This window comes from Pseudomonas umsongensis (assembly GCF_012647205.1).
GTDB classification, from domain to species: Bacteria; Pseudomonadota; Gammaproteobacteria; order Pseudomonadales; family Pseudomonadaceae; genus Aquipseudomonas; species Aquipseudomonas umsongensis.
In genome coordinates this window covers 5,143,525-5,165,600 of record NZ_CP051487.1, presented here as the reverse complement: position 1 = coordinate 5,165,600, position 22,076 = coordinate 5,143,525, and the positions used below count along the sequence as shown (strand labels likewise).

Annotated in this window: 19 protein-coding genes; 14 read left to right on the top strand and 5 right to left on the bottom strand. The window is 60.5% G+C overall.

All coding sequences use genetic code 11. From position 1 onward, the window contains the following. Window positions 1-2: 2 nt before the first annotated feature. Both HGP31_RS23175 and HGP31_RS23170 read right to left on the bottom strand, forming a co-directional pair. Entirely contained in the window at window positions 3-872 is an 870-nt protein-coding gene (locus HGP31_RS23175) for an SDR family oxidoreductase (protein WP_020796139.1), read from the bottom strand. 12 nt (window positions 873-884) lie between these two features. Then, window positions 885-2,687: an acyclic terpene utilization AtuA family protein gene (locus HGP31_RS23170; RefSeq protein ID WP_033042091.1), complete on the bottom strand. Its 1,803-nt coding sequence runs from the start codon at window positions 2,685-2,687 to the stop codon at window positions 885-887. A 177-nt stretch (window positions 2,688-2,864) separates the two neighbouring features. Between HGP31_RS23170 and HGP31_RS23165 the strand changes: the two genes are divergently transcribed. The 4 genes from HGP31_RS23165 (at window position 2,865) to HGP31_RS23150 (ending at window position 8,315) form a co-directional block, all read left to right on the top strand. Next, window positions 2,865-3,488, top strand: coding sequence for a TetR/AcrR family transcriptional regulator (locus HGP31_RS23165; protein ID WP_205896182.1), 624 nt, complete (start codon window positions 2,865-2,867; stop codon window positions 3,486-3,488). Window positions 3,489-3,580: 92 nt separating this feature from the next. Continuing rightward, window positions 3,581-4,375 carry a substrate-binding periplasmic protein gene (locus HGP31_RS23160; protein ID WP_205896181.1) on the top strand — a complete coding sequence of 265 codons (795 nt, stop codon included), beginning with the start codon at window positions 3,581-3,583 and terminating at the stop codon, window positions 4,373-4,375. Window positions 4,376-4,508: 133 nt separating this feature from the next. Continuing rightward, window positions 4,509-7,142, top strand: a complete 2,634-nt coding sequence (locus tag HGP31_RS23155) for a hypothetical protein (RefSeq protein ID WP_168758747.1) — start codon at window positions 4,509-4,511, stop codon at window positions 7,140-7,142. A gap of 159 nt (window positions 7,143-7,301) precedes the next feature. Further along, window positions 7,302-8,315, top strand: coding sequence for a GNAT family N-acetyltransferase (locus HGP31_RS23150; protein WP_168758746.1), 1,014 nt, complete (start codon window positions 7,302-7,304; stop codon window positions 8,313-8,315). 49 nt (window positions 8,316-8,364) lie between these two features. Here HGP31_RS23150 and HGP31_RS23145 read toward each other — a convergent pair whose 3' ends face one another. Further along, window positions 8,365-8,532, bottom strand: a complete 168-nt coding sequence (locus tag HGP31_RS23145) for a DUF2897 family protein (protein WP_020796133.1) — start codon at window positions 8,530-8,532, stop codon at window positions 8,365-8,367. A 372-nt stretch (window positions 8,533-8,904) separates the two neighbouring features. Here HGP31_RS23145 and kdpF point away from each other — a divergent pair, with 372 nt between their 5' ends. The 7 genes from kdpF to HGP31_RS23110 all read left to right on the top strand — a co-directional run bounded on the left by kdpF (window position 8,905) and on the right by HGP31_RS23110 (window position 18,155). After that, the gene (gene kdpF, locus HGP31_RS23140; RefSeq protein WP_007899818.1) at window positions 8,905-8,994 is read left to right on the top strand and encodes a K(+)-transporting ATPase subunit F; all 90 of its coding nucleotides are present in this window, start codon (window positions 8,905-8,907) and stop codon (window positions 8,992-8,994) included. 8 nt (window positions 8,995-9,002) lie between these two features. Beyond that, complete coding sequence (gene kdpA, locus HGP31_RS23135) at window positions 9,003-10,697, top strand: potassium-transporting ATPase subunit KdpA (protein WP_020796132.1); 1,695 nt, start codon at window positions 9,003-9,005, stop codon at window positions 10,695-10,697. Window positions 10,698-10,707: 10 nt separating this feature from the next. After that, window positions 10,708-12,765, top strand: a complete 2,058-nt coding sequence (kdpB, locus tag HGP31_RS23130) for a potassium-transporting ATPase subunit KdpB (protein ID WP_168758745.1) — start codon at window positions 10,708-10,710, stop codon at window positions 12,763-12,765. A 148-nt stretch (window positions 12,766-12,913) separates the two neighbouring features. Beyond that, complete coding sequence (gene kdpC, locus HGP31_RS23125) at window positions 12,914-13,459, top strand: potassium-transporting ATPase subunit KdpC (protein WP_168758744.1); 546 nt, start codon at window positions 12,914-12,916, stop codon at window positions 13,457-13,459. Between the two features lie 237 nt (window positions 13,460-13,696). Next, window positions 13,697-14,644, top strand: a complete 948-nt coding sequence (locus HGP31_RS23120) for an IS110 family RNA-guided transposase (protein WP_168757207.1) — start codon at window positions 13,697-13,699, stop codon at window positions 14,642-14,644. A gap of 121 nt (window positions 14,645-14,765) precedes the next feature. Further along, window positions 14,766-17,417, top strand: a complete 2,652-nt coding sequence (locus HGP31_RS23115) for a sensor histidine kinase (RefSeq protein ID WP_168758743.1) — start codon at window positions 14,766-14,768, stop codon at window positions 17,415-17,417. Window positions 17,418-17,465: 48 nt separating this feature from the next. Further along, a complete protein-coding gene (locus HGP31_RS23110; RefSeq protein ID WP_033042097.1) occupies window positions 17,466-18,155 on the top strand; it encodes a response regulator in 690 nt (229 codons plus the stop codon). Window positions 18,156-18,272: 117 nt separating this feature from the next. On the opposite strand, the gene HGP31_RS23105 is transcribed toward HGP31_RS23110, so the two are convergent. Then, window positions 18,273-19,313 carry a patatin-like phospholipase family protein gene (locus HGP31_RS23105; RefSeq protein ID WP_033042534.1) on the bottom strand — a complete coding sequence of 347 codons (1,041 nt, stop codon included), beginning with the start codon at window positions 19,311-19,313 and terminating at the stop codon, window positions 18,273-18,275. 218 nt (window positions 19,314-19,531) lie between these two features. Here HGP31_RS23105 and HGP31_RS23100 point away from each other — a divergent pair, with 218 nt between their 5' ends. The 3 genes from HGP31_RS23100 to HGP31_RS23090 all read left to right on the top strand — a co-directional run bounded on the left by HGP31_RS23100 (window position 19,532) and on the right by HGP31_RS23090 (window position 21,653). Continuing rightward, window positions 19,532-19,810: a hypothetical protein gene (locus HGP31_RS23100; RefSeq protein ID WP_020796126.1), complete on the top strand. Its 279-nt coding sequence runs from the start codon at window positions 19,532-19,534 to the stop codon at window positions 19,808-19,810. Window positions 19,811-19,897: 87 nt separating this feature from the next. Next, window positions 19,898-20,656, top strand: coding sequence for a CHAD domain-containing protein (locus HGP31_RS23095; protein ID WP_020796125.1), 759 nt, complete (start codon window positions 19,898-19,900; stop codon window positions 20,654-20,656). 199 nt (window positions 20,657-20,855) lie between these two features. Continuing rightward, window positions 20,856-21,653 (top strand): acyl-CoA thioesterase, encoded by a 798-nt coding sequence (locus HGP31_RS23090; protein WP_020796124.1) that lies wholly within the window; start codon window positions 20,856-20,858, stop codon window positions 21,651-21,653. On the opposite strand, the gene HGP31_RS23085 is transcribed toward HGP31_RS23090, so the two are convergent. Further along, window positions 21,654-22,019 carry a DUF962 domain-containing protein gene (locus tag HGP31_RS23085; protein ID WP_020796123.1) on the bottom strand — a complete coding sequence of 122 codons (366 nt, stop codon included), beginning with the start codon at window positions 22,017-22,019 and terminating at the stop codon, window positions 21,654-21,656. Between the last annotated feature and the right edge of the window lie 57 nt (window positions 22,020-22,076).

The window sequence follows — 22,076 nt, the reverse complement described above, 5'->3', positions numbered from 1 at the left end:
GGTTATTCCTTGTCCTTGAGGACATCAGGCAAGTACGCGCGGTGGAATCCGTTGTACGAGTGGCTGTTGGTCGCCTTGTGAATCGGCCATGCGCGCCCGCCGAGGCTGGCCGCGCCGTCGATGCGCAGGGTGCTGCCGCTGATGAACGCCGCCGCCGGGCTGAGCAGGAACACGATCGCCGCGCTGACTTCCGATTCGGTGCCGATGCGCTTGAGTGGCACGTGCTCACGCAAGGTCGGAATCACCGCCTTGAACGCACCTTCGTAGGTGTCCATGCCGCTGGAAGCGATCCAGCCCGGCGCCACAGCGTTGACCCGGACCCCGGCGTACCCCCATTCGAAGGCCGCGGTCTTGGTCAGGTTGTCCATGCCCGAGCGCGCCGCCCCCGAGTGGCCCATGCCGGGCATGCCGCCCCACATGTCGGCGAGCATGTTGACGATGGCGCCGCCGTGCTTGCTCATGGACTGGTTGAACACTTCCCGGGCCATCAGGAATCCGCCCAGCAGATTGGTGCGCATAACGGTTTCGAAACCCTTCTGGTTGATCGAGGCCAGGGGCGACGGGTACTGGCCGCCAGCGTTGTTGACCAGGCCGTGAATCGGGCCGTATTTGCGGATGAATTCGCTGACAAGGTGCGTGACCGCTTCTTCCTCACGGATATCGCAGGTGCCCCAGTCAGCCTTGCCGCCATCTTCGGTAATCTCGGCAGCGACATTTTTCAACTTGTCGGCCTTGCGCCCGACCAGCAGCACATGCGCACCGAGGGCCGCCAGTTCGTGAGCCGTGCAGCGGCCAATGCCACTGCCGCCACCGGTGACGATGATGGTCTGGCCGGCAAACAGATCGGCTTTGAAAATCGAATCGTAAGCCATGGCGGCAATCCTCTAGTTGACCTGGTCGGCGATGCGCTGTGGCACCGGAATCTGGATCTCCAGCAATTGCTGGGCGAAGGCCTTGCCCTGCGGATCGATCCGCAGGCTGGCCACGCCTCCACCCCCCAAAGCGTTTTCCAGGAGGAAATTCAGGCTGTGGCTGGCGGGTAAATACCAACGCTCGACACGCCCGTGGATCGGGTCGAGGACATGGCTCATCCAGTCGACGATCACGGCCGGGGTCAAGGCTTCGGCGATCCATGGCAGGTACTGCGGGTCGCGGGCCATGACGCCGATATTGCTGTGATTGCCCTTGTCACCGGAGCGGGCCACCGCGAGCTTGACCAGGGCGACGCTGGCATCGGCAGGTCCCGTGGGGCGGGGTGGCTCAATCGGCACGGGCAAGTCGGCGCTGTCGAGCACATCGAGGGCGGGCAGGGCGCACGAGTGGCGCTGGCCCATGAGATCAATTTCCAGCGTGCAGGCAGTTTTGTCGATCAGGAACGAAAACAAGCGGATCAGCGGATACACCGTCGGCCGGCCGCCGACGATCCCGGTCAGCCCCGGCGCCATGCCGGTGGCGGCCTGGGCGATTTCCCGGGAGAACAGGATCAATGCCTGCTTGTTCGGATGGCGCACCGCGAGCTTGATCACTACTTCGCGGCTGTCCTGGCGCTGCCCGTGGGGGCCGTACGTGGCTTCGCTGCCAAGCAGTTCAATGTTCACCTCGCTGTAGGGCGCCCAGCCGCGCTGGCTGAACATCTGTGAGGTCTTGTTGATGATCGCTTCGCTGACCCTGTGGCCCTTGGCGACCGCATCGATCCCGGCGATCAGGCAACTGGCGGTGCAACGGAAACCGTCCGGGTACGTGGCGCTGACCTTGTACTGAGCGGTGGGCGGCAAGCCTTTTGCGCCGTGCACCCGGACCGCGTTCCTGCCTTGCTGCACAAGTTTGACCTGGGTGAAATCACAGACCACGTCGGGCAGCAGGTAGGCCCGCGGATCACCGATTTCGTAGAGCATCTGTTCGCCCACGGTCAAGGGTGTGACCAGGCCGCCGGTGCCTTCGGGTTTGCTGACGATGAACTGGCTGTCGGCGTTGACTTCGACGATGGGAAAACCGATGTGCTCGTAATCGGGCACATCGCGCCAGTCGGTGAAGTTGCCGCCGGTGCATTGCGCGCCACACTCGATGATGTGCCCGGCCAGCGCCGCCTGGGCCAGTTTGTCGTAGTCGTGCCACGACCAGCCGAACTCATGCACCAGCGCGGCGCTGACCACGGCGCTGTCGACCACGCGTCCGGTGATCACGATGTCCGCACCCAGGCGCAGGGCTTCGACGATGCCCGGCGCCCCCAGGTAGGCGTTGGTCGAGACACACATCGGCGGCAGGGGGGCGGCGCTGAACATTTCGTGAATGCCAAGGCTGCCCAGTTGTTTGATCTGCGGTTGCAAGTCATCGCCCAACAAGACAGCGATCTTCAGCGCGACGCCGGCCTTGTCGCAGGCGGCCTGCAGGGCGGCTGCACAGGCTTGAGGGTTGACCCCGCCGGCATTGCTGATGACGCGGATCTTTTGTTCGGCCAGTTGCGAGAGCAGAGGAGCGAGCACTTCGATGAAGTCGCTGGCGTACCCGGCCTGGGGATCTTTCATCCGTGCGCCGGCCATGATCGACAGGGTGATTTCAGCCAGGTAATCGAAGACCAGGTAGTCCAGGCGCCCGCCTTCGACCAGTTGCGCGGCGGCGGTCGAGGTGTCGCCCCAGAAGGCGCTGGCGCAACCGATGCGAATTGTTCTTGGCGCAGTCAACTCCATAACCACCTCCGGCAACAGTGCCTTGAGACTACCAAGCAAGCGCTTGGTTTGTAAACGGCTGAACTATCTTCTGCCCGAGCGCTTGCTTGGTCGTCGCCAGTTGCTTAAATTGCCAGCGCAACCCAATGTTTTCGCGGGGAGCGCGGCATTGGACTGATCGACTGTAGGAGAGAACGGGTGGATGAGCAAAAAGCCTTGAGCGTCATGCGCGAGTTGGTCGACAGCGGACAATTGACCGACCCGGACAGCGCCCGGGGCAAGTTGCTGCAAGTGGCGGCCCACCTGTTTCGCAACAAGGGCTATGAACGCACTACCGTGCGCGACCTGGCCGGTGCCGTGGGCATCCAGTCGGGAAGTATTTTTCATCACTTCAAGAGCAAGGACGATATCCTGCGGGCGGTGATGGAGGAGACCATTCTGTATAACACCGCGCTGATGCGTGCGGCCATCGCCGAGGCCGGCGACGTGCGCGAGCAGGTGCTGGCGCTGATCCGCTGCGAATTGCAGTCCATCATGGGCGGCAGTGGCGAGGCGATGGCGGTGCTGGTCTACGAATGGCGTTCACTGTCCGATGAGGGGCAGGCCAGGGTACTGGCGTTGCGCGATATCTATGAAGACATCTGGCTGCAGGTGCTGAGTGAAGCCAAGAGCGCCGGTTTTATCCGCGGCGATGTGTTTATCACCCGGCGTTTCCTGACTGGAGCGTTGTCCTGGACCACCACTTGGTTTCGTGCCGATGGCAACATGAACCTGGATCAACTGGCCGAGGAGGCCTTGATTCTGGTGCTGGCGGGTAAATAGTGCGTGAGTGCGGGTCGGCAGGAAACTGGCTAAGTGGTCGAAACCGCCTAGCTTCAATGCATTGATGCAGTTTCGGGGAGTGGGTTGTTTTGATGTCTTCGCCAATACGGACGGCTTCGCGACTTTTACTGGCAATACTCGCGTCGTTATCAGTCATGCCGACCCAGGCCGCACAACTGGTGCGCATCGGTGCCGCACACTTTCCTCCCTATACGGTGCGCCCGGAGTCTGGTGCCGACACCGGCCTGTTGCCGCAATTGGTCGCGGCCCTCAACAACCTGCAAAGCGACTACCGGTTCGTGTTGGTACCTACCTCCATTCCCCGCCGCTTTGGCGACTTCAAGCAAGGCCGGGTGGACATGGCGATCTTCGAAAATCCCGACTGGGGCTGGCGGGACATCCCCCACACCAGCGTCGACATGGGCCTGGAAGACGCCGAAATCTTCGTTGCGCAACGCTTGCCTCAGCGCCAGCAAAGCTACTTCAGCGAACTCGCCGGCAAGCGCCTGGCATTGTTCAGCGGGTATCACTACGAATTCGCCCACTTCAATGCCGATCCCAAGTACCTCGCCACTCACCACAACGCCACCTTGACCTATTCCCATGACAGCAACCTGCTGATGGTGCTGCGTGGCCGCGCCGATGTCGCCCTGGTCACACGGTCCTACCTGAGCGACTACTTTCTGCGCAACGAGAAAGTCGCCATTGAGTTACTGGTATCCGAGCGCGTCGACCAGATCTATCACCACTACGCCATTCTCCGCCCGACAGCGCCGATCAGCGGCGAAACCTTCGGCAGGTTGCTGCAAGGGTTGCGCGATAATGGCCAGATGCTGAAGATTTTCGATCCGTACAAAATCGCGGTGGTGCCGGTGCCTGGCAACTGATGCACATACAGGTTTACCGCTTGTCGCTCCAATGTGTTTTGCAGTGAAAACCTGTCAACTTTGACAGTAGCCAATAACGATTGCCGAGGGTTTAGATAGCGTAATCATCTATTCCGTCGAAAGGTAATCTGTCATGGCTAAAGAGGTTGTCAAAGACGCAGCTCAACACGTCCTGCCTGTTGCGGAACATCCAATTCCGACTGTCGAGTTTGCGACGGCCAATAACACGCTGGATCCGATTTTTGCGAGGCGGGGCGTCATCGTCACCATTGCGTTTGCCAGTATGACGTCTGCTTACCAGATTCAATTGCATTGGGACGGCCCCGAAGGCCCGGGGCGACCCTCGATCCCGGTCAAGGATGGCAGTGACGACCGCTCTATCCAGATTAACGTCGCTGCTGAAGTAATCGGTGCCTGTATCGGTAAGACCGTCGAAGTTTGGTACACCGCCACCCTCAATGGCCGAACTGAACCGTCTATCAAACTTGAATTGACGGTTGAGACACTTAAACCTGAATTTTTACCGGCATCCACGTTTCTCGATGTGGATACATCCCAGGGTGCGCGCTGGCTGGACATGCGCAAGTTCGAAGACAATGCCCGGGTTGCCCTGGAACGTTGGAACTTTATCGCAGAGGGGCAGCGACTGTGGATTCTGGCGATAGGTAACGAACACCATGTCGGCAACTTCCGGTTCGAATGGGTGTTGGAAAACCACCTTGTGAAGAAATGGGAAGCCCAGGGCGGCTTTGTCTTTCTGGAGCACTTGTGTCGTGACTGGCTGGCCGGGTGTGAAGACTATTCCTCGGTAACCTTGTGCGCGGCTGTCACTTTCGACGGCGCGCCCGGAACCGCACCGGCAGATCCAACGCTTTCCTGGCTACCGGCAAATGCTCATGAGCTGAGTCGTAATACTGAAAACCTGCGGTTGGGTGAGCCGGACCTCAAACTGCTGATGCCGAGGGTACTGGAGGCCACCGAGTGCGCGGCCGACGAATGTCTGCTCAATCCGATTAACGCCACAGAGGGCGCGACAATACGCGTGGCCTATAACGGAATGCGCGATACCGATCGGGTGTGCGCTTTTTTCGAAGGAGCGCCCGGTGCCGGGACTCCATCGCTGGCCTGTGTAAGCGGAACAACAAACGGCTTTGTCGATATCCCGGTGCCGGCTTCAGCCATCAGCGCCAACTTTTGCGGCCAGGTTCGAGTGCGTTATACGGTCCAGCGCGATAGGCAGTGGCCTTCTCCGGTGCTGACACTGAAGGTGCTCAAGCTCACCGGTTTGTCTACACCAGAGGTGAGACAGGCTACGGCACGGATGTTGGACCTCAATACGTTCAATGACGATGCCGATGTGATGTTGGAATCATGGCCTTTTATCGCCGAAGGCCAGCCGACTTGGCTATGGGGGACAGGCAAGTCGGAGGATGGCACACCTTACAGCTTCGATGTGCTGATGGGGGACGCGCTGCCGGCGTGGGAGGGCGAAATAGCCGTCCGTGACTTGTTGCCGAGGCATGAGATAGAGAAACTGGCAGATTGTACCTGGCTTCAGCTGCATTTCGCGGTGAACTTCAATGGCCTGATCGATCACCCCAGTGCAGTGAAGTTTCCGTCTTTGGCCTTGTCCCTTCATCAGCAAGATCTGCACCTGATCGCCCCGACAGTACGTCAGGCGGTTGGCGAGCTGCTCAATCCGGAAAACGCCAAGGAAGGCCTTACTGTGCGGGTGGCTTACGACCGTATCAGCCCTCGTCATACGATCCAGCCATACTGGGTACGCCCGGACGGTTACTCACTGCCGATCGAGGCCAAACCAGGCAATAGCATCGTGGGGTATGTGGACTTCGAGGTGCCTTTCAACGAGGTGATTGCCTGCATCGGCAAGACGGTGACCCTTCGTTATGACGTGACCAGCCCGTGCAAGCAGGCGACATCTCCAGACTTCAACCTGCAAATCAGCGTTCCTAAACATTGGCCGATACCGCAAGTGCTTCAGGCCACCAACGATATTCTGGACCTGCGCAACTTTGACGACGATGGCACGGTTCTGGTCGAACCCTGGAATCCCTGGATGGTTGAGGGCCAGCGTGTATGGCTCAGCTGTGCCGGTACTGACAAGGATGGCAATTGTGTTGTGCTTGATCTGATGGTTGGCGAGTTGGTGTCGGAACCGAATCTGGATGATGGCTTGACCCGGGATTTACCTCGAAAATGGCTTCAATCACTGAAGGACTTCAGCACATTCAGCCTGATCTGCAAAGTAACGCTGGATGGAAGTGAGAGTACCGACAAGGCAGTTGTACTTACACCGCGGGAGTTGACGATACGATTTGCGTTCGATGATCTCACTACGTTTGATGACGGCAACTGGAAAGATTGGGAGCGTGGTGTGGATATGCGTCCTCAGGATCTGATTTTGCAAGCGACGGGAGGGACGGGGCATCTGGTTTCCGACTCTGCTAACAAACCTGTCGGTGTGTTAATGACAAAGTACTTCGACAACTTGCAACCGCACGTCACGTATGAATTCAGTTTGTCGGTTCGACGGAGGAATTTTTTGGCCCCCGTCCCTAGCTTGTCGCTTCGCGCGGGTTCAATGGCTGTGACTGAACATACGTTCTTTCCACATATGAGCTGGAAACCTCTTTCTGGAACCTTTGTGGCCACGCAACCTCGCATGCAACTTTGGGTAGAAAGCCATAGCTTTTCATATGATGGAAACGATTTTGATATCGATGATGTGCGTTTGAGAGAACTGTAATTTTCTTGTTCCTCTCGCAGGTGCTTCACTCCAGGTATTTGCAATCGCTGCATGTATCGACCATTGGTGTTGCACAGTTATCTGTCGTGCACGCTTAAATTTTTATCCTTGGCTCGCGTTACATCGTTTAACTGTCGACGATTACCGTGAGCCTTTCCCATGCCCAATCCGAAAGACCTGACTGCCCTGCAATTACCAACGGGCAGCAGTCTAGTAGCCGATGAAACCGAAAACCGGCTGAGCCTCAGCCTCGAAGGCCAGGCGCTGATAAATCTGCGCCTGACCCGCGACTCCGAGCTGCGGCTGCAAGTGGAGGAACGCTTCGGTCTTTCTGGCAGCCAGGCTTTCTGGGCTGCCGGTTATTGGTTGTTCGCTCGCGACCCGGCCTGCCAGCGTCTGATCTGGCAACTCGATGAAACGCCGACCGAAGCCCTGCTCAGCGGCTTGCTGGTTCCTGCCGATACGGCTGGCTGCTATCGTTGCGAACGCACCCTGTTCTGCCAGTTGCCACAGCCGTGGTTGGGCGATTCGCTGACGGGCTGTTATCCACAGCAGATGGTCATCAGCGGCGGCAAGCGTCACCCACTGCGCCCACCGAAGCCGCAAGGCGAGGTTTATCGGCGTTTCGATTCCAGGCTGGGGGCGTGGATTTCCTTGCGCACAGTGGATATCGACGAGGATCTTGTGCGATTCAATCGCTGGCAGAACAGCCCTCGGGTCGCGAGTTTCTGGCAAGAGCAGGGCAGTCTCGAAGAGCATCGCGAGTACCTGGGCAAACGCCAGGACGATCCCCATACCCTGACGTTGATCGGTTGTTTCGACGATCAACCCTTTGCTTATTTCGAAGCCTATTGGGCCAAGGAAGATCGTATCGCACCCTTCTATGACGCGGATGATTACGACCGTGGCATCCACATGCTGGTGGGCGAAGAAAGTCACCGGGGTCCGCACAAGGTGGCGAGCTGGCTGTCGGCGCTGGTGCATTACCTGTTTCTCGACGATCCACGGACTCGCCGGGTGGTCGCCGAGCCCCGTGCCGACAACGCGAAGATGATTGGGCACCTGCAGGGACAGGGGTTTTATTGCGAGAAGGAATTCGACTTTCCACACAAGCGCGCAGCACTGATGGTGCTGGGGCGCGAGCGTTTTTTTGATCGCTGCTCGTTGATCTGAACCGCAGGAAATCGTCCGAATGCCTCACAGGTCTCGGACGATTTCGCAGCTAGCGGTCCTGCGCTTCCTTGGCGTCCATTTCCGCATTGCGTTCGGCGACGCGTTTGCGCTGTTCATCGGTCAGCTCAACCTTGTGGGCGGTGTCGCGCAACATCATCAAACCGCCAACGATAGAGCCAATGGCAACCACCAGAATCAACCAGGCATACCAGGGCATGGGACCTCCTTGAAAGCCGGCCGGCGGGCGAGGGTTTCGCCTGTCGAACGTGCATACCACTTTGAGCGATTGGATTTCGCACTGGTTCCATTGTATGCCTGTTCTGTGTCGTTCACCCCTGTGTCGTCTGCAATGCCCCTTCGCGTGCAGGCTCGCTCCCACAGGGGTATGCGTTTTCCCAAACACTGCTAAACAGTGTGGGAGCGGGCTTGCTCGCGAAGAGGCCCGTCAAGACAACGCAGTAACGGAGCCCTAAACCCACTCTTTACGCTTTCTTTATGCCCCGCCGCACCCCTCGGTCTCGTTCCTTTACAGCCTCCCTGCCGACAATACCTCCACACGCGGCAATACGCCGTAACACGGAGAACTTCCATGAGCGTTCTGGACGGAGTGTCACTGCTGCTGGCAGTGGGACTGTTCATTTATCTGTTGGTTGCGCTGTTGCGCGCGGACCGCAACTAGGAGCGGCTATGCACAGTTATGACTATTGGCTGATCCTGGCGTTTTTCGCCCTGGTACTGGTCCCCGCACCGTTTCTCGGGCGTTTCTACTACAAGGTCATGGAAGGGCAGCGCACCTGGCTGACGCCGATCCTTGGTCCACTCGAACGTGGTTGTTATCGCCTGTCTGGCGTCGATCCCCAGGCCGAGCAGAGCTGGCAGAAGTACACCCTGGCCTTGCTCGCCTTCAACCTGGCGGGTTTTGTACTGTTGTTCGCGATCCTGCTGTTCCAGGACCACTTGCCGCTGAACCCGCAAAACCTGCCGGGCCAGGAATGGACGCAAGCGTTCAATACCGCAGTCAGCTTCATGACCAACACCAACTGGCAGTCCTACAGCGGCGAAGCGACCCTGAGCTACCTGAGCCAGATGGTCGGCCTCACCGTGCAGAACTTTGTCAGCGCCGCTACCGGTCTTGCAGTCCTGGTTGCGCTGTGCCGCGGCATCGGTCGCAAATCCACTGCATCGCTGGGCAACTTCTGGGTCGACATGACTCGCGCCACCCTGTACGGCCTGTTGCCGCTGTGCCTGCTGCTGGCGCTGTACCTGGTCTGGCAGGGCGTGCCGCAAACCTTCGCGCAATATGTGAATGCCGTGACCGTGCAGGGCATCGATCAAGTGATCCCGCTGGGGCCGGCCGCCAGCCAGATTGCGATCAAGCAACTGGGCACTAATGGCGGTGGCTTCTTTGGCGTCAACTCGGCGCATCCGTTCGAGAACCCGACGGCCTGGAGCAACCTGTTCGAAGTCGCGTCGATCATCCTGATCCCGGTGGCGCTGGTGTTCACCTTTGGCCATTACGTGAAAGACCTGCGTCAGAGCCGCGCGATCATCGCGTGCATGCTGGCGCTGTTCTTGATCGGTGGCGCGACGTCGCTGTGGGCTGAATACCAACCCAATCCGACCCTGGCCAACGTCGCCGTCGAACAGACCGCACCGCTGGAGGGCAAGGAGGCGCGTTTCGGTACCACCGCCACGGTGCTGTGGTCGGTGACCACCACGGCGGCGTCGAACGGTTCGGTCAATGGCATGCATGACAGTCTCAACCCGCTCAGCGGCATGGTTGCGCTGGTCAACATGATGGTCGGCGAAGTGATCTTCGGCGGCGTCGGCGCGGGGCTCTATGGCATGTTGCTCAACGTGCTGATCGCGGTGTTCCTTGCCGGCCTGATGATCGGCCGGACGCCGGAATACCTCGGCAAGAAACTGCAAGCCCGAGAGGTGCAGCTATTGGTGCTGACCTTGCTGGTCATGCCGATCGGCGTGCTGGTCCTCGGTGCCATTGCCGCCAGCCTGCCAGGGCCTGTGGCCTCGGTGAGCAACCCCGGCGCCCATGGTTTCAGTCAGTTGCTCTACGCCTACACCTCGGCCAGTGCCAACAACGGTTCGGCATTTGGCGGCTTCGGCGCCAATACGCCGTACCACAACCTGATGCTGGGCCTTGGCATGTTGATCGGTCGCTTCGGCTACATCCTGCCGGTGCTGGCCCTGGCCGGCAGCCTGGCGATGAAGAAGACCGCGCCGATTGGCCAGAACAGCTTCCCGACCCACGGCCCGCTGTTCGTGACCTTGCTGACCGTGACCATTTTGCTGGTGGGTGGCTTGACCTTCCTGCCGACGCTGGCGTTGGGCCCGATTGCTGAACATTTAAGCCTGGGCTTCTAAGGAGCAGATGATGAATATGCCCGCAATCAAACCGGTCGCTGCCAAGGCCCCGGAACAAGCAAGAACCGCGATCTCGGCCCTCTGGCGCCCAGCGCTGGTACAAGCTTTCGTCAAGCTCGATCCGCGACAATTGCAGCGTGCGCCGGTGATGCTGGTGGTCGAACTGACGGCGATCCTGACCACCGTGCTGTGCTTCATTCCCGACACGGCGGTGCCGACCTTCGTCGCCGCACAGATTGCCCTGTGGCTGTGGTTTACCGTGCTGTTCGCCAACTTCGCCGAGGCCCTGGCCGAAGGTCGTGGCAAGGCCCGCGCCGACAGCCTCAAGGCGGGTAGCGAAGGCTTGAGCGCCCGGCGCAGAACCAGCAACGGCAGCTTTCAAGTGGTGCCGGCCGCCAGCCTGCGCAAAGGCGATGTGGTGCGCGTCGAAGCGGGGGAGATGATCCCCGGTGACGGTGAGGTGATTGAAGGGATTGCTGCCGTCAACGAAGCGGCCATCACCGGTGAATCCGCTCCGGTGATTCGTGAATCCGGCGGCGACCGCTCGGCGGTGACCGGCAATACCCGGCTGGTGTCTGACTGGCTGTTGGTGAAGATCACCGCCAACCCCGGCGAGTCGACACTGGATCGCATGATCGCCCTGGTCGAAGGCGCCAAGCGCCAGAAAACCCCGAACGAAGTGGCGCTGGACATCCTGTTGATCGGCCTGACCCTGATCTTCCTGCTGGTGGTCGTGACTCTTCAACCGTTCGCCCACTTTGCCAATGGCAGCCTGCCGCTGGTGTTCCTGGTGGCGTTATTGGTCACGCTGATCCCGACCACCATTGGCGGTTTGTTGTCGGCCATCGGTATCGCCGGCATGGACCGCCTGGTGCGCCTGAACGTGATCGCCAAGTCCGGTCGCGCGGTGGAAGCGGCGGGGGACGTGCACGTCCTGCTGCTGGACAAGACCGGCACCATCACCTTCGGTAACCGTCGTTGCGCCGCCGTTGTTCCCGCTCCAGGCGTGACGGCCAGCGAACTGGCCGAGGGTGCCTTGTTGGCCTCTCTGGCCGATGACACGGCGGAAGGTAAATCCATCGTCGAATACCTGCGTGGCACGCAACCGCAAACGGAGCCGGCCGCCGAATTGCTGACGGCTGTACCGTTCAGCGCCGAAACCCGGCTGTCAGGTGTCGACTATCAGGGCCGCGTGTATCGCAAGGGCGCAGTGGATTCCCTGCTGGCGTTCGTCGGCTTGAAGCGAGCCGACCTGGCCGCGCCGTTGTCCCGGGAAATCGACAGGATTGCCCAGAGTGGCGGCACGCCGCTGCTGGTCTGCGCCGACGGCAAACTGCTCGGTGCGATCCACCTCAAGGACGTGGTCAAGCCCGGCATCCGCGAGCGTTTTGCCGAGCTGCGCAAGCTGGGGATCCGCACGGTCATGGTGACCGGCGACAACCCATTGACCGCTGCCGCGATCGCCGCCGAAGCGGGTGTTGACGACGTGCTGGCCGAAGCCACGCCGGAGAAAAAACTGGCGCGCATCCGGCACGAGCAGAACGACGGTCGCCTGGTTGCCATGTGCGGCGACGGCGCCAATGACGCCCCGGCCCTGGCCCAGGCGGACGTCGGCATGGCGATGAATGACGGCACGCAGGCGGCACGTGAAGCGGCCAACATGGTTGACCTCGACAGTGACCCGACCAAGCTGCTGGACGTGGTGCAGATCGGCAAGGAACTGTTGGTGACCCGCGGCGCGCTGACGACCTTTTCCATTGCCAACGACGTGGCCAAGTATTTCGCCATCCTGCCGGCGCTGTTTGCCGAGATCTACCCGCAACTGGGCGTGTTGAACGTCATGCAGCTGCACAGCCCGCAGAGCGCGATTCTCTCGGCGATCGTGTTCAACGCCCTGATCATCGTGGTGCTGATTCCCTTGGCTTTACGCGGTGTGCGCGTGCAGGCGGCGAGCGCGGCGGCGTTGCTGCGACGCAATCTGCTGATCTATGGCCTGGGCGGGATTGTGGTGCCGTTCGTGGGCATCAAGGCGATCGACATGCTGTTGACGGCGTTGCATCTGGTTTGACCGTGTGTCAGGCGTACCGCCTTCGCGAGCAGGCTCGCTCCCACAAAGGCACCTCGTTTCCTTGTGGGAGCGAGCCTGCTCGCGAAAAAGACGACACGTTGTACCTGACTGAACGCGGTACTTGTTCACCGAATTCGAGGAGTTTGAAATGTCCACAATGATACGCCCGGCCCTGAGCCTGCTGGTTTTGATGACCCTTATCACCGGTGTCGCCTATCCCCTGGTGGTCACCGGCGTGGCCCAGGTCGCCTTCCCGGATCAGGCCAATGGCAGCCTGGTGCGCGATGCCGACGGCAAGGTTCGCGGCTCATCGCTGATTGCCCAGGATTTCGTCGGCGACGCCTGGTTCCACCCGCGGCCATCGGCTGGTGCCTTTGCCACCGTATCGAGCAGCGCCAGCAACCTGTCGCCAAGCAACCCGGCCCTGGCCACTCGGGTGATCGACGACGCCAACAAGCTGCTGGTGCCAGGGCAGGGGCCGGTACCGCTGGCGCTGGTCACCACCTCTGGCAGCGGCCTCGATCCGCACTTGCCACCGGCCGCGATTGCCTATCAACTGGCGCGTGTTGCGGCGGCGCGCAACCTGCCGGTTGCGTCGCTCCAGCAACTGCTGGACGCCCACATCGAGCAGCCATTGGTAGGCCCTGCGGTCGTGAATGTGCTTGAGTTGAACCTGGCGCTGGAAAAACTGTAGTCGGCGGTGACGCCATTCGCGAGCAGGCTCGCTTGTATGGTAGGACTTGAAGGGAGGAGGAGGGACAAGGCTCGATTCTGACTGTTGACGCAGTACAGACTGTGGGAGAGTTCGCCCCTCCTCCTTTCACCCAAGCGCCGATAAAGAATGCATCTGGCCTAGACCGACGATAGGAACAAGCCTGCGCCTCTGGGTGAGCCCTTCAAGTGCTTAAAACCTTATCCCGGAGGAAAACCTATGGCAATGCCGGTTTCTGTTTCAAAGCCGATCGTGGGCGTGGATGTCGCCAAGAAAGAATTGGTGATTTATCACGCCGAACTGGACCTGCTTGAAGAGATTCCCAACAACAAAACCAGCATCAACAAGTGGTTAAAGGACTTGCCGGGGAGTGTGGCTATTGCTATTGAAGCCACCAACATCTACCACCTGGAGTTCGCTGACCTGGCCTTTGAGGCCGGCTGCGTGATTTACATGGTGGGCGGCTATGAGCTCAAACATTACCGAGAAGGTGTGAAGGTCCGTGCCAAAACCGATGCACTGGATGCCAAACTGCTTGCTCGCTATCTGAAGAACGAGCATGAAGAACTTCACCCATGGACGCCGCCGACACCGCTGTATCGCCAACTCCTGAGTCTTTTTCGCCGCCGGGCGGCCTTGGTCCAGGCCAGGGTCGGCCTAGTGCAAAGCTGGTCGAATGAGCCCTTGCTGAAGGCTGCTTTTTCCGAGCAAATAAAGTCCATGCAGCAGCTTGAGACGCTGATCGAAAAGACGATCAACGATCAGCTGAAAGAAGCCGGTTTGCTGGGGCAGTTGAAGCGTTGCTTGAAAGTTGAAGGGGTTGGATTTTTGACTGGCGCGCGCTTGCTCACGGCGTTCCAGCGCGGAGACTTCCGAAACGCAGATGCCTTTATCGCCTTTCTTGGAATGGACTTGCGGGTGTCAAAATCAGGGCAAAAAGATGGTCGCCGGAGTTTGACCAAGCGAGGCGATCCAGAAGCCCGCCGCCTTCTGCACAATGCGGCTATGTCGGCGAGTCGAACCGAAGCCTGGAAAGGGTTTTACCAAGAACAAAGAAATCGGGGTTTCAGCACCACTCAAGCCCTGGTGATGCTGGCTCGCAAGCTCGCTCGTATCGTATTCGCCCTGCTGAAGGGGCAGAGTGAATACCAACCGAAAACCAGTTGAGGGCTTCCCCTCAACCATAGAATCTCCCACAGGAGAATGCATTCCAAATGTGGGAGCGAGCCTGCTCGCGAAGACGGCCCCCAGGCACCACATGAATACCTGAATAAAGAGAATTGAAAGCATGAGCGACTCCGGCCGCGCCGACGCGCTATTAGCAAACCTGCCCCGTGATGGCCGTGGCCGGCTCAAGGTATTCCTCGGCGCCGCCCCCGGCGTCGGCAAGACCTACGCCATGTTGCAAGCGGCCCACACCCAATTGCGCCAAGGCGTGAAAGTCATTGCCGGAGTGGTCGAAACCCACGGCCGTTTCGAGACCGAAGCGTTGCTCAGCGGATTGCCGCAAATGCCATTGGTGCGCTCGTCATACCGTGGCGTGGAGCTCGAGGAGATGGACCTCGACGGTCTGCTTGCAGCCAAGCCCAGGCTGGTGCTGGTGGATGAACTGGCCCACACCAACGCCCCCGGCAGCCGTCACGAAAAACGCTGGCAGGACATCCAGGAACTGCTCGCCGCGGGCATCGACGTGTACACCACGGTCAACGTCCAGCATCTGGAAAGCCTGAATGACAAAGTGCGTGGCATCACGGGCGTGCAGGTGCGCGAAACCCTGCCCGACTGGGTTTTGCAGGAAGCGTACGAACTGCTGCTGATCGATTTGCCACCGCGCGAATTGCTCGAGCGTTTGCGCGACGGCAAGGTCTACGTGCCCGAGCAGGCGAGGGCCGCCATCGATGCGTATTTCTCCCAGACCAACCTCACGGCGCTGCGTGAGCTGGCCATGCAAACCGCGGCGGCCCAGATCGATAACGACCTGACCCAGGGCTATCGCCAGATGGGGCAAGCGGCGCCGACGGTGCGCGGTCGCTTGTTGGTCGGCGTCGATGGCGATGCCCAGGCCGAGCGCCTGGTGCGTCACGCCAGCCGCGTCGCCCAGCGTCGGCATCTGCCGTGGAGCCTGGTGCATGTGGATAATGGCCGCGTGCGTGACGAGCAGTCGCGGCTGCGTCTGCAAAGTGCCCAGCAACTGGCCGAACGCCTGGGCGGTGAAGTGGTGCTGCTGCGGGCCGGCGAGGTCGCCAAAACCCTGATCCAGCACGCCGCTGAACGCCGCGCCAGCCTGGTGCTGGTCGGCCAGTCGCGGCCGCGCCTGCGTCGTCGATTGTTCGGAGGCGGCCTGGCGGCGCGACTGCTGCGTAATGCCCGTGGGCTGGAAATCAACGTGCTCGACACCGAGCAGCAACAGCATCAACCAAGGCAGCGTTCGATGCAGGCACCGGTATGGTTCGACTACGCCCTGGCCGTGGTGGCGACGCTGTCGGCCACTGCCCTGGCCTGGGCAGTTGCCAGTGTGCTGCCGTTGCCGAACATCTCGCTGGTGTTTCTCGCCGCGGTGTTGCTGGTAGCGGTGCGCAGCAGTCTTGGCCCGGCCCTGGCCTGTGCGGCGTTGTCGTTCCTGACCTACGATTTTTTGTTCATTCCGCCGAATTTTTCCTTCAGCATCCAGCGCGAAGAAGACGTGCTGACCTTGCTGTTTTTCCTGCTGATGGCGGCGCTCACCGGCAACCTTGCTGCACGCCAGCGCCGGCAATTGCAGGCCCTGCGTGATACCCAGGAAGAGACCAGCGAACTGCTCGATCTGTCGCGCAAACTCACCGCTGCCACCGATCGTCAGGCCGTGGTCAACGCGGCGGCCCAGCACCTCAGCGGCTGGAGCGACCTGCAACTGTGCCTGCTCAATCGCGACGGCCAGAGCGGCTGGAAAGTCGAGATCGGTGGCCCGCTGGAGTTCACCGAAGCCGAACGCGCCGCCGCCGATTGGGCGTGGCAGCACGACCAGCCGGCGGGCGCGGGCACCGGGACCTTGCCGTTCGGTCGTTGGTGGTGGTGGCCATTGTCAGTGGAGGAGGGGCCGCTGGCGCTGCTCGGTGTGTGTGCCAAAGAAGGCCAGGCCTTGAGCGGCCAGCGTCGGCGTTTGTTGACCGCGTTGAGCCAGCCGTTGGCCCAGGCGCTGGCCCGAGCACAACTGGCCGATGACCTGGAAGCCGCGCGGCTGCACGGCGAAACCGAACAATTGCGCAGTGCCTTGCTGGCCTCGGTGTCTCATGATTTGCGTACCCCGCTGACCTCCATGCGCGGCAGTATCGATAGTCTGCTGGCCCTCGGTGAGGCCATTCCCCTGGAGGATCGCCGTGAGTTGCTGGAAGGCACCCGCGACGAAGCCGAACGCCTCGATCGCTACATTCAAAACCTGCTGGACATGACCCGCCTCGGTCACGGGGCATTGAAGCTGGCACGGGACTGGGTATCGCCGGCAGACATTGTCGGCAGTGCGCTCAATCGCCTTCGCGCGGTATTGGCCCCGTTGCAGGTCACCACCGAAGTGCCGGCGCAACTGCCGCTGTTATTCGTCCACGCGGCGCTGATCGAGCAGGCCCTGGTCAACGTGATGGAAAACGCTGCGCGTTTCTCGCCGTCCCACGGGCGCCTGCACGTGCGCGCGGGGGCCGATGACACGGAGCTGTTTTTCTCGGTAAGCGACGAAGGGCCGGGGATTCCGGAAGCGGAGCGGGAGAAGATTTTCGACATGTTCTACACCGCCGCTCGCGGCGACCGTGGTGGGCAGGGCACGGGGCTGGGGTTGGCGATCTGTCAGGGCATGGTCGGTGCCCATGGCGGGCGGATCAGCGTGGCCGACGGTATTGAAGGGCGCGGCACCTGCATCACCTTGCACTTGCCTTTGCAGGCGCAGCCGGGCTTTGAGAGTGAAGCCTGATCGTGCTTGCGTTACTCTCTTGCCACTACTTTGTGTTGATGTGAATCCATGAACCAGACCGCGACCATCCTGGTCATCGATGACGAACCGCAAATCCGTAAATTCCTGCGCATCAGCCTCGCTTCACAGGGCTACAAGGTGCTGGAGGCCGGTACCGGCACCGAAGGCCTGGCGCAAGCGGCGTTGAACAAACCGGACTTGCTGGTGCTCGACCTCGGCCTGCCGGACATGGACGGCCAGCAGGTACTGCGTGAGTTTCGCGAGTGGTCGACAGTGCCGGTGCTGGTGCTCTCGGTGCGTGCCGGTGAAGGGCAGAAAGTCGAGGCGCTGGATGGCGGTGCCAATGACTACGTGACCAAGCCCTTTGGCATCCAGGAATTCCTGGCGCGAATTCGAGCGCTATTGCGCCAGGTGCCGGTGGGCGAGGCCCAGCAAGCGGCACTGGCCTTCGGCCCGCTGACGGTGGACCTGGCCTATCGGCGGGTTTCGCTCGATGGTAGCGAAGTCGCGCTGACCCGCAAGGAATACGCAGTGCTGGCGCAACTGGCACGGCATCCCGGACGAGTCATCACCCAGCAACAACTGCTCAAGGACATCTGGGGGCCGACCCATACTGAAGACACGCATTACTTGCGGATCGTGGTGGGGCACCTGCGCCAGAAACTGGCGGACGACCCGATGCAACCGCGGTTCATCGTGACCGAGGCGGGGGTGGGGTATCGGTTACTCGACTCATGATCGTTCCCACGCTCTGCGTGGGAACGCCGTCATGGACGCTCCGCGTCCGCTATTGAGTTCGTGACGCGGAGCGTCACAGGATGCATTCCCACGCAGAGCGTGGGAACGATCGTTGTTTCAGGAATCTCGCTCACTCTCATACCGATCCAGCGTATCGCGCGCAATCTCGCGTCCCAGCGCGATCAACTCCGGCGCCTTGTAGAACTCGAAAAACCGGCACACCCGCTTCGGCACGTTGATCAGGATGTCCGGCGGATACCCGGCAATCTTGTATTGCGCCAAGGAGGTCTGCATGACCTCGAAACTCTGGTTGATCAAATCCAGCAGGGACGCCGGCCCCACGTTGTCGATGATGAACGACCCGGTGGCGGACTTCGGCGCACCGTCCCGTTCAGGCGCGGCCGCGGGTTGCTGGGCTTCAGGTTCGGCCGACTCGACCCAGGGGTTGATCTCTGCCGCTTCGGCCATCAACGCTTCCTTCTCCAGCAGCAGCAATTGTTCGGCCTGCTTGCGCCGGAACGGCAACTTCGAGCCCAGGGAACTGATCAGGCTGTCAAAGCGGGTCTTGAAGGCAGCTGGGCGCTGGATCACCGGTAACTGGTAGTGACGCTGGTTGGTGGAGTTGAGGTTGACCGCGATGATCAGATCGCAATGGCTCGACACCACCGGCACGATCGGCAAGGGGTTGAGGATACCGCCATCGACCAGCATGCGATTGCCCTGCATCACCGGGGTAAACAGACTGGGAATCGCCGCCGAGGCACGCATGGCCTGGTGCAGGCAGCCCTCCTGGAACCAGATTTCCTGCTGGTTGGTCAGGTCGGTGGCCACTGCGGTATAGGGGATGCGCAGGTCTTCGATATTGATTTCGCCAACGATCTTGCGGATTTGCCCGAAGACCTTTTCCCCGCGGATGGCCCCGAGGCGAAAACTGACGTCCACCAGGCGCAGTACGTCGAGGTAATCCAGGCTCTCGATCCAGTCCCGATAATCATCGAGTTTGCCAGCGGCGTAGATCCCGCCAACCACCGCGCCCATGGAGCAACCGGCGATACAGGCGATATCGTAGCCTCGCCGTTCAATTTCCTGGATGACGCCTATATGGGCATAGCCCCGGGCTCCACCCGAGCCCAACACCAGTGCGACACGCTTTTTCATTGATCGCCCTCGTTTGAATCGTTCAACAATGCACCCAACGAGGGGGGCGCTTCAATCGACAGGTCGTTCGGCCGCGTGAATGGGTCGTTTTTTCGACACTCCATGGCGGCGGATGGGTATTCTCTCCCCGTTGGGTTAACGTTGCCGACGGACGGCACTTTTTGTCCGCCAGACCGTCCTACCTGCATGACTGTTTACCTATTTTAGAGGTGTAAGAAATGAAAGCCTGGATCTGTGTGCCACTGATTGCCCTGGCGCTGGCCGGTTGTGCCGGCAAAACCGCTTATCGCGACAGCTGCGGCAGCCAGCTCGATGCCGCCTGGCGTGAGTTGGACCTGGCAAAGGCCGAAGGTTTCGCCGGAACCGTCAGCTACTCCAAGGCTTTATCGCTGCTGACCGCAGCCAAGACCCAGCAACAATTCGAAGGCTTCGAGGGATGCGCGAAGAAGGCCGAAAAGGCGCGTTTCTATATTCGTGAGTCGCGCGCGGGGAGATAGGCTGGAAAGCAGCTATAAGTTATAAGCTGCAAGCCACAAGTCGGTTCGCTTGCAGCTTGCAGCTTACAGCCGTTTACGGAGTAAACCATGATCGATAGGTTGGTGGCCCGGGTCTTAGGCTTGGAAATTCGTCTATTGGCCTGTCAGGCACGCTTGAGTGCCCACACCGATCCTGAGGCATTGCACGAGTTGCGTACCACGGTGCGCCGGTTGCGCAGCCTGCTGCGGCCGTTGCGCGGGTTGCCCGGAGTCGAGCAGCTGGAAGCGGCGGCGTCCGAAGTTGGCGACTTGACCACGCCATTGCGTGATCGTGAGGTGTTGGCTGCCTACTTGCTCGAAAACGATCAAGTGCAAGCCGCGCAGCGGCGCATGGTGCAAATGGCCAAGGCTTATCCTGCGGTGGCGACCAGTACGGAGTTTAAGCAGCTGCTGTTGATCCTCGATGCCTTTCCGCGATTCCTGCGCGCTGCTCAGCGCCAGGGTTTGCTCAAGGGGCTGGACAAGCGCATCGAAAAACGCCTGGGCAAACAGTGGAAGAAACTCGACACCGCCTTGCACGATCCGGCCCATGACCGCCATCGTTTGCGCTTGCTGATCAAGCGCGTACGTTATGGCATCGACGCTTACCCCGAACTGGATCGCCTGCCCAAGGCCGCCATGCCCCGACTGAAATCTGCCCAAGGGGCCTTGGGGGACTGGCACGACTGTGTGCAATGGCTGGCGATGGCCGAGCAGGAAGCGGATTTGCAGCCTTGTGTCGCCGTTTGGCAAGCCACCATGGCCAAGGCCGAACAGCGTGCCGACCGGGTGCTGGAAAAACTCAGCAAGGCCTGTTTCAAATCCTGAACCCACCACGACCCCGTAGGAGCTGCCGCAGGCTGCGATCTTTTGATCTTTGTTTTTAAAATCAAAAGATCGCAGCCTGCGGCAGCTCCTACACAGGCGCAGGCGGCTTATCTGTCAGTCAATTTGACCGGAATAGGCACTGTACAGCCCCAGTGAGCTGGTTAAGATTCCTTCATCCGTTTCCTGCCTTGAGGTCTTCATGCGCTTTTGCGATTTGCTCGACGCTGTTCGCCGTCAACCACTGGAACTGTCGATCCCGCCCGGATGGGCGCAAGGCCGAGCCAGTTTCGGCGGCCTGGTGGCTGCCTTGCAGTACGAAGCCATGCGCGCCAAGGTGCCAGCGGACCGGCCGGTGCGCTCACTGGCAATCACCTTTGTCGGCCCGGTCGAACCCGACGTGCCGGTCAGTTTTGAAGTTGATGTATTGCGCGAGGGCAAGGCGGTCAGCCAGGTGTTGGGCCGCGCGATGCAGAGGGGGCAGGTCGTCACGCTGGTTCAGGGCAGCTTCGGCGCCTCGCGTCCATCGGAAGTGGCGGTGCAAGCGTTGCCGGCGCCAGAGATGAAGCATTGGGACGACTGTCAGGAACTGCCTTTCATCGAGGGCGTGCTCCCGCAATTCATGCAGCACCTGGCAATGCGCTGGAGTGTTGGCGGGTTGCCATTCAGCGGCAATACATCGCGTCAAATGGGCGGCTGGGTGCGCTTGCGGGGTGATGTGAAGGAGGAGTCGGTCACCGAAGCGCACATCCTGGCGCTGGTGGATGCCTGGCCACCGGCCCTGATGCCGTTTCTGAAGAAGCCGGCGATGGGCAGCACGCTGACCTGGACCATCGAATTCGTCCAGCCATTGCTGGCACTAAGCACCCTGGACTGGTGCAAATACCTGGTTGAAACCGAGCATGCCGCCGACGGCTACGGCCATGCCGCGGCGAAGCTGTGGGATGTGGAGGGGCGGTTGATTGCCATGAGCCGGCAGACGGTGACGGTGTTCGGCTGATCAATGACGACGGTGGCGCTCGCGCCAGGCGCGCCACCAGCCGCCGCTGAGGACGTATCGCGGGAAGGTCAGGAACTGCTCGACCAGCAAGCGTGAAACCGCATCTTTGCGATCACTGAATGGCTCGGAGGCTTGCGCCTCCAGGGTATGGCCGTGACGTTGCAGACCCAAGGCGGCAATCACACCGATGACGCCGATGGCGAAATTCGCCAGGTTCAGGCCGAATACCCCGCAGGCGATCAGCAGGAAGGCGACAATGAACAGTGGCACGGCAATCAGGTGCAACACCAGGTTGGTCGGGTGTTGGTGATTGTTCGGGTACGCACGCCATTGCCAGGCGGGAAGGTTGGGGTGACGTTTACCCATGATGCTTATCCTCGATCCTTGTTGAACTCATGAATCAAGGATAGGCCCGGTAGATGC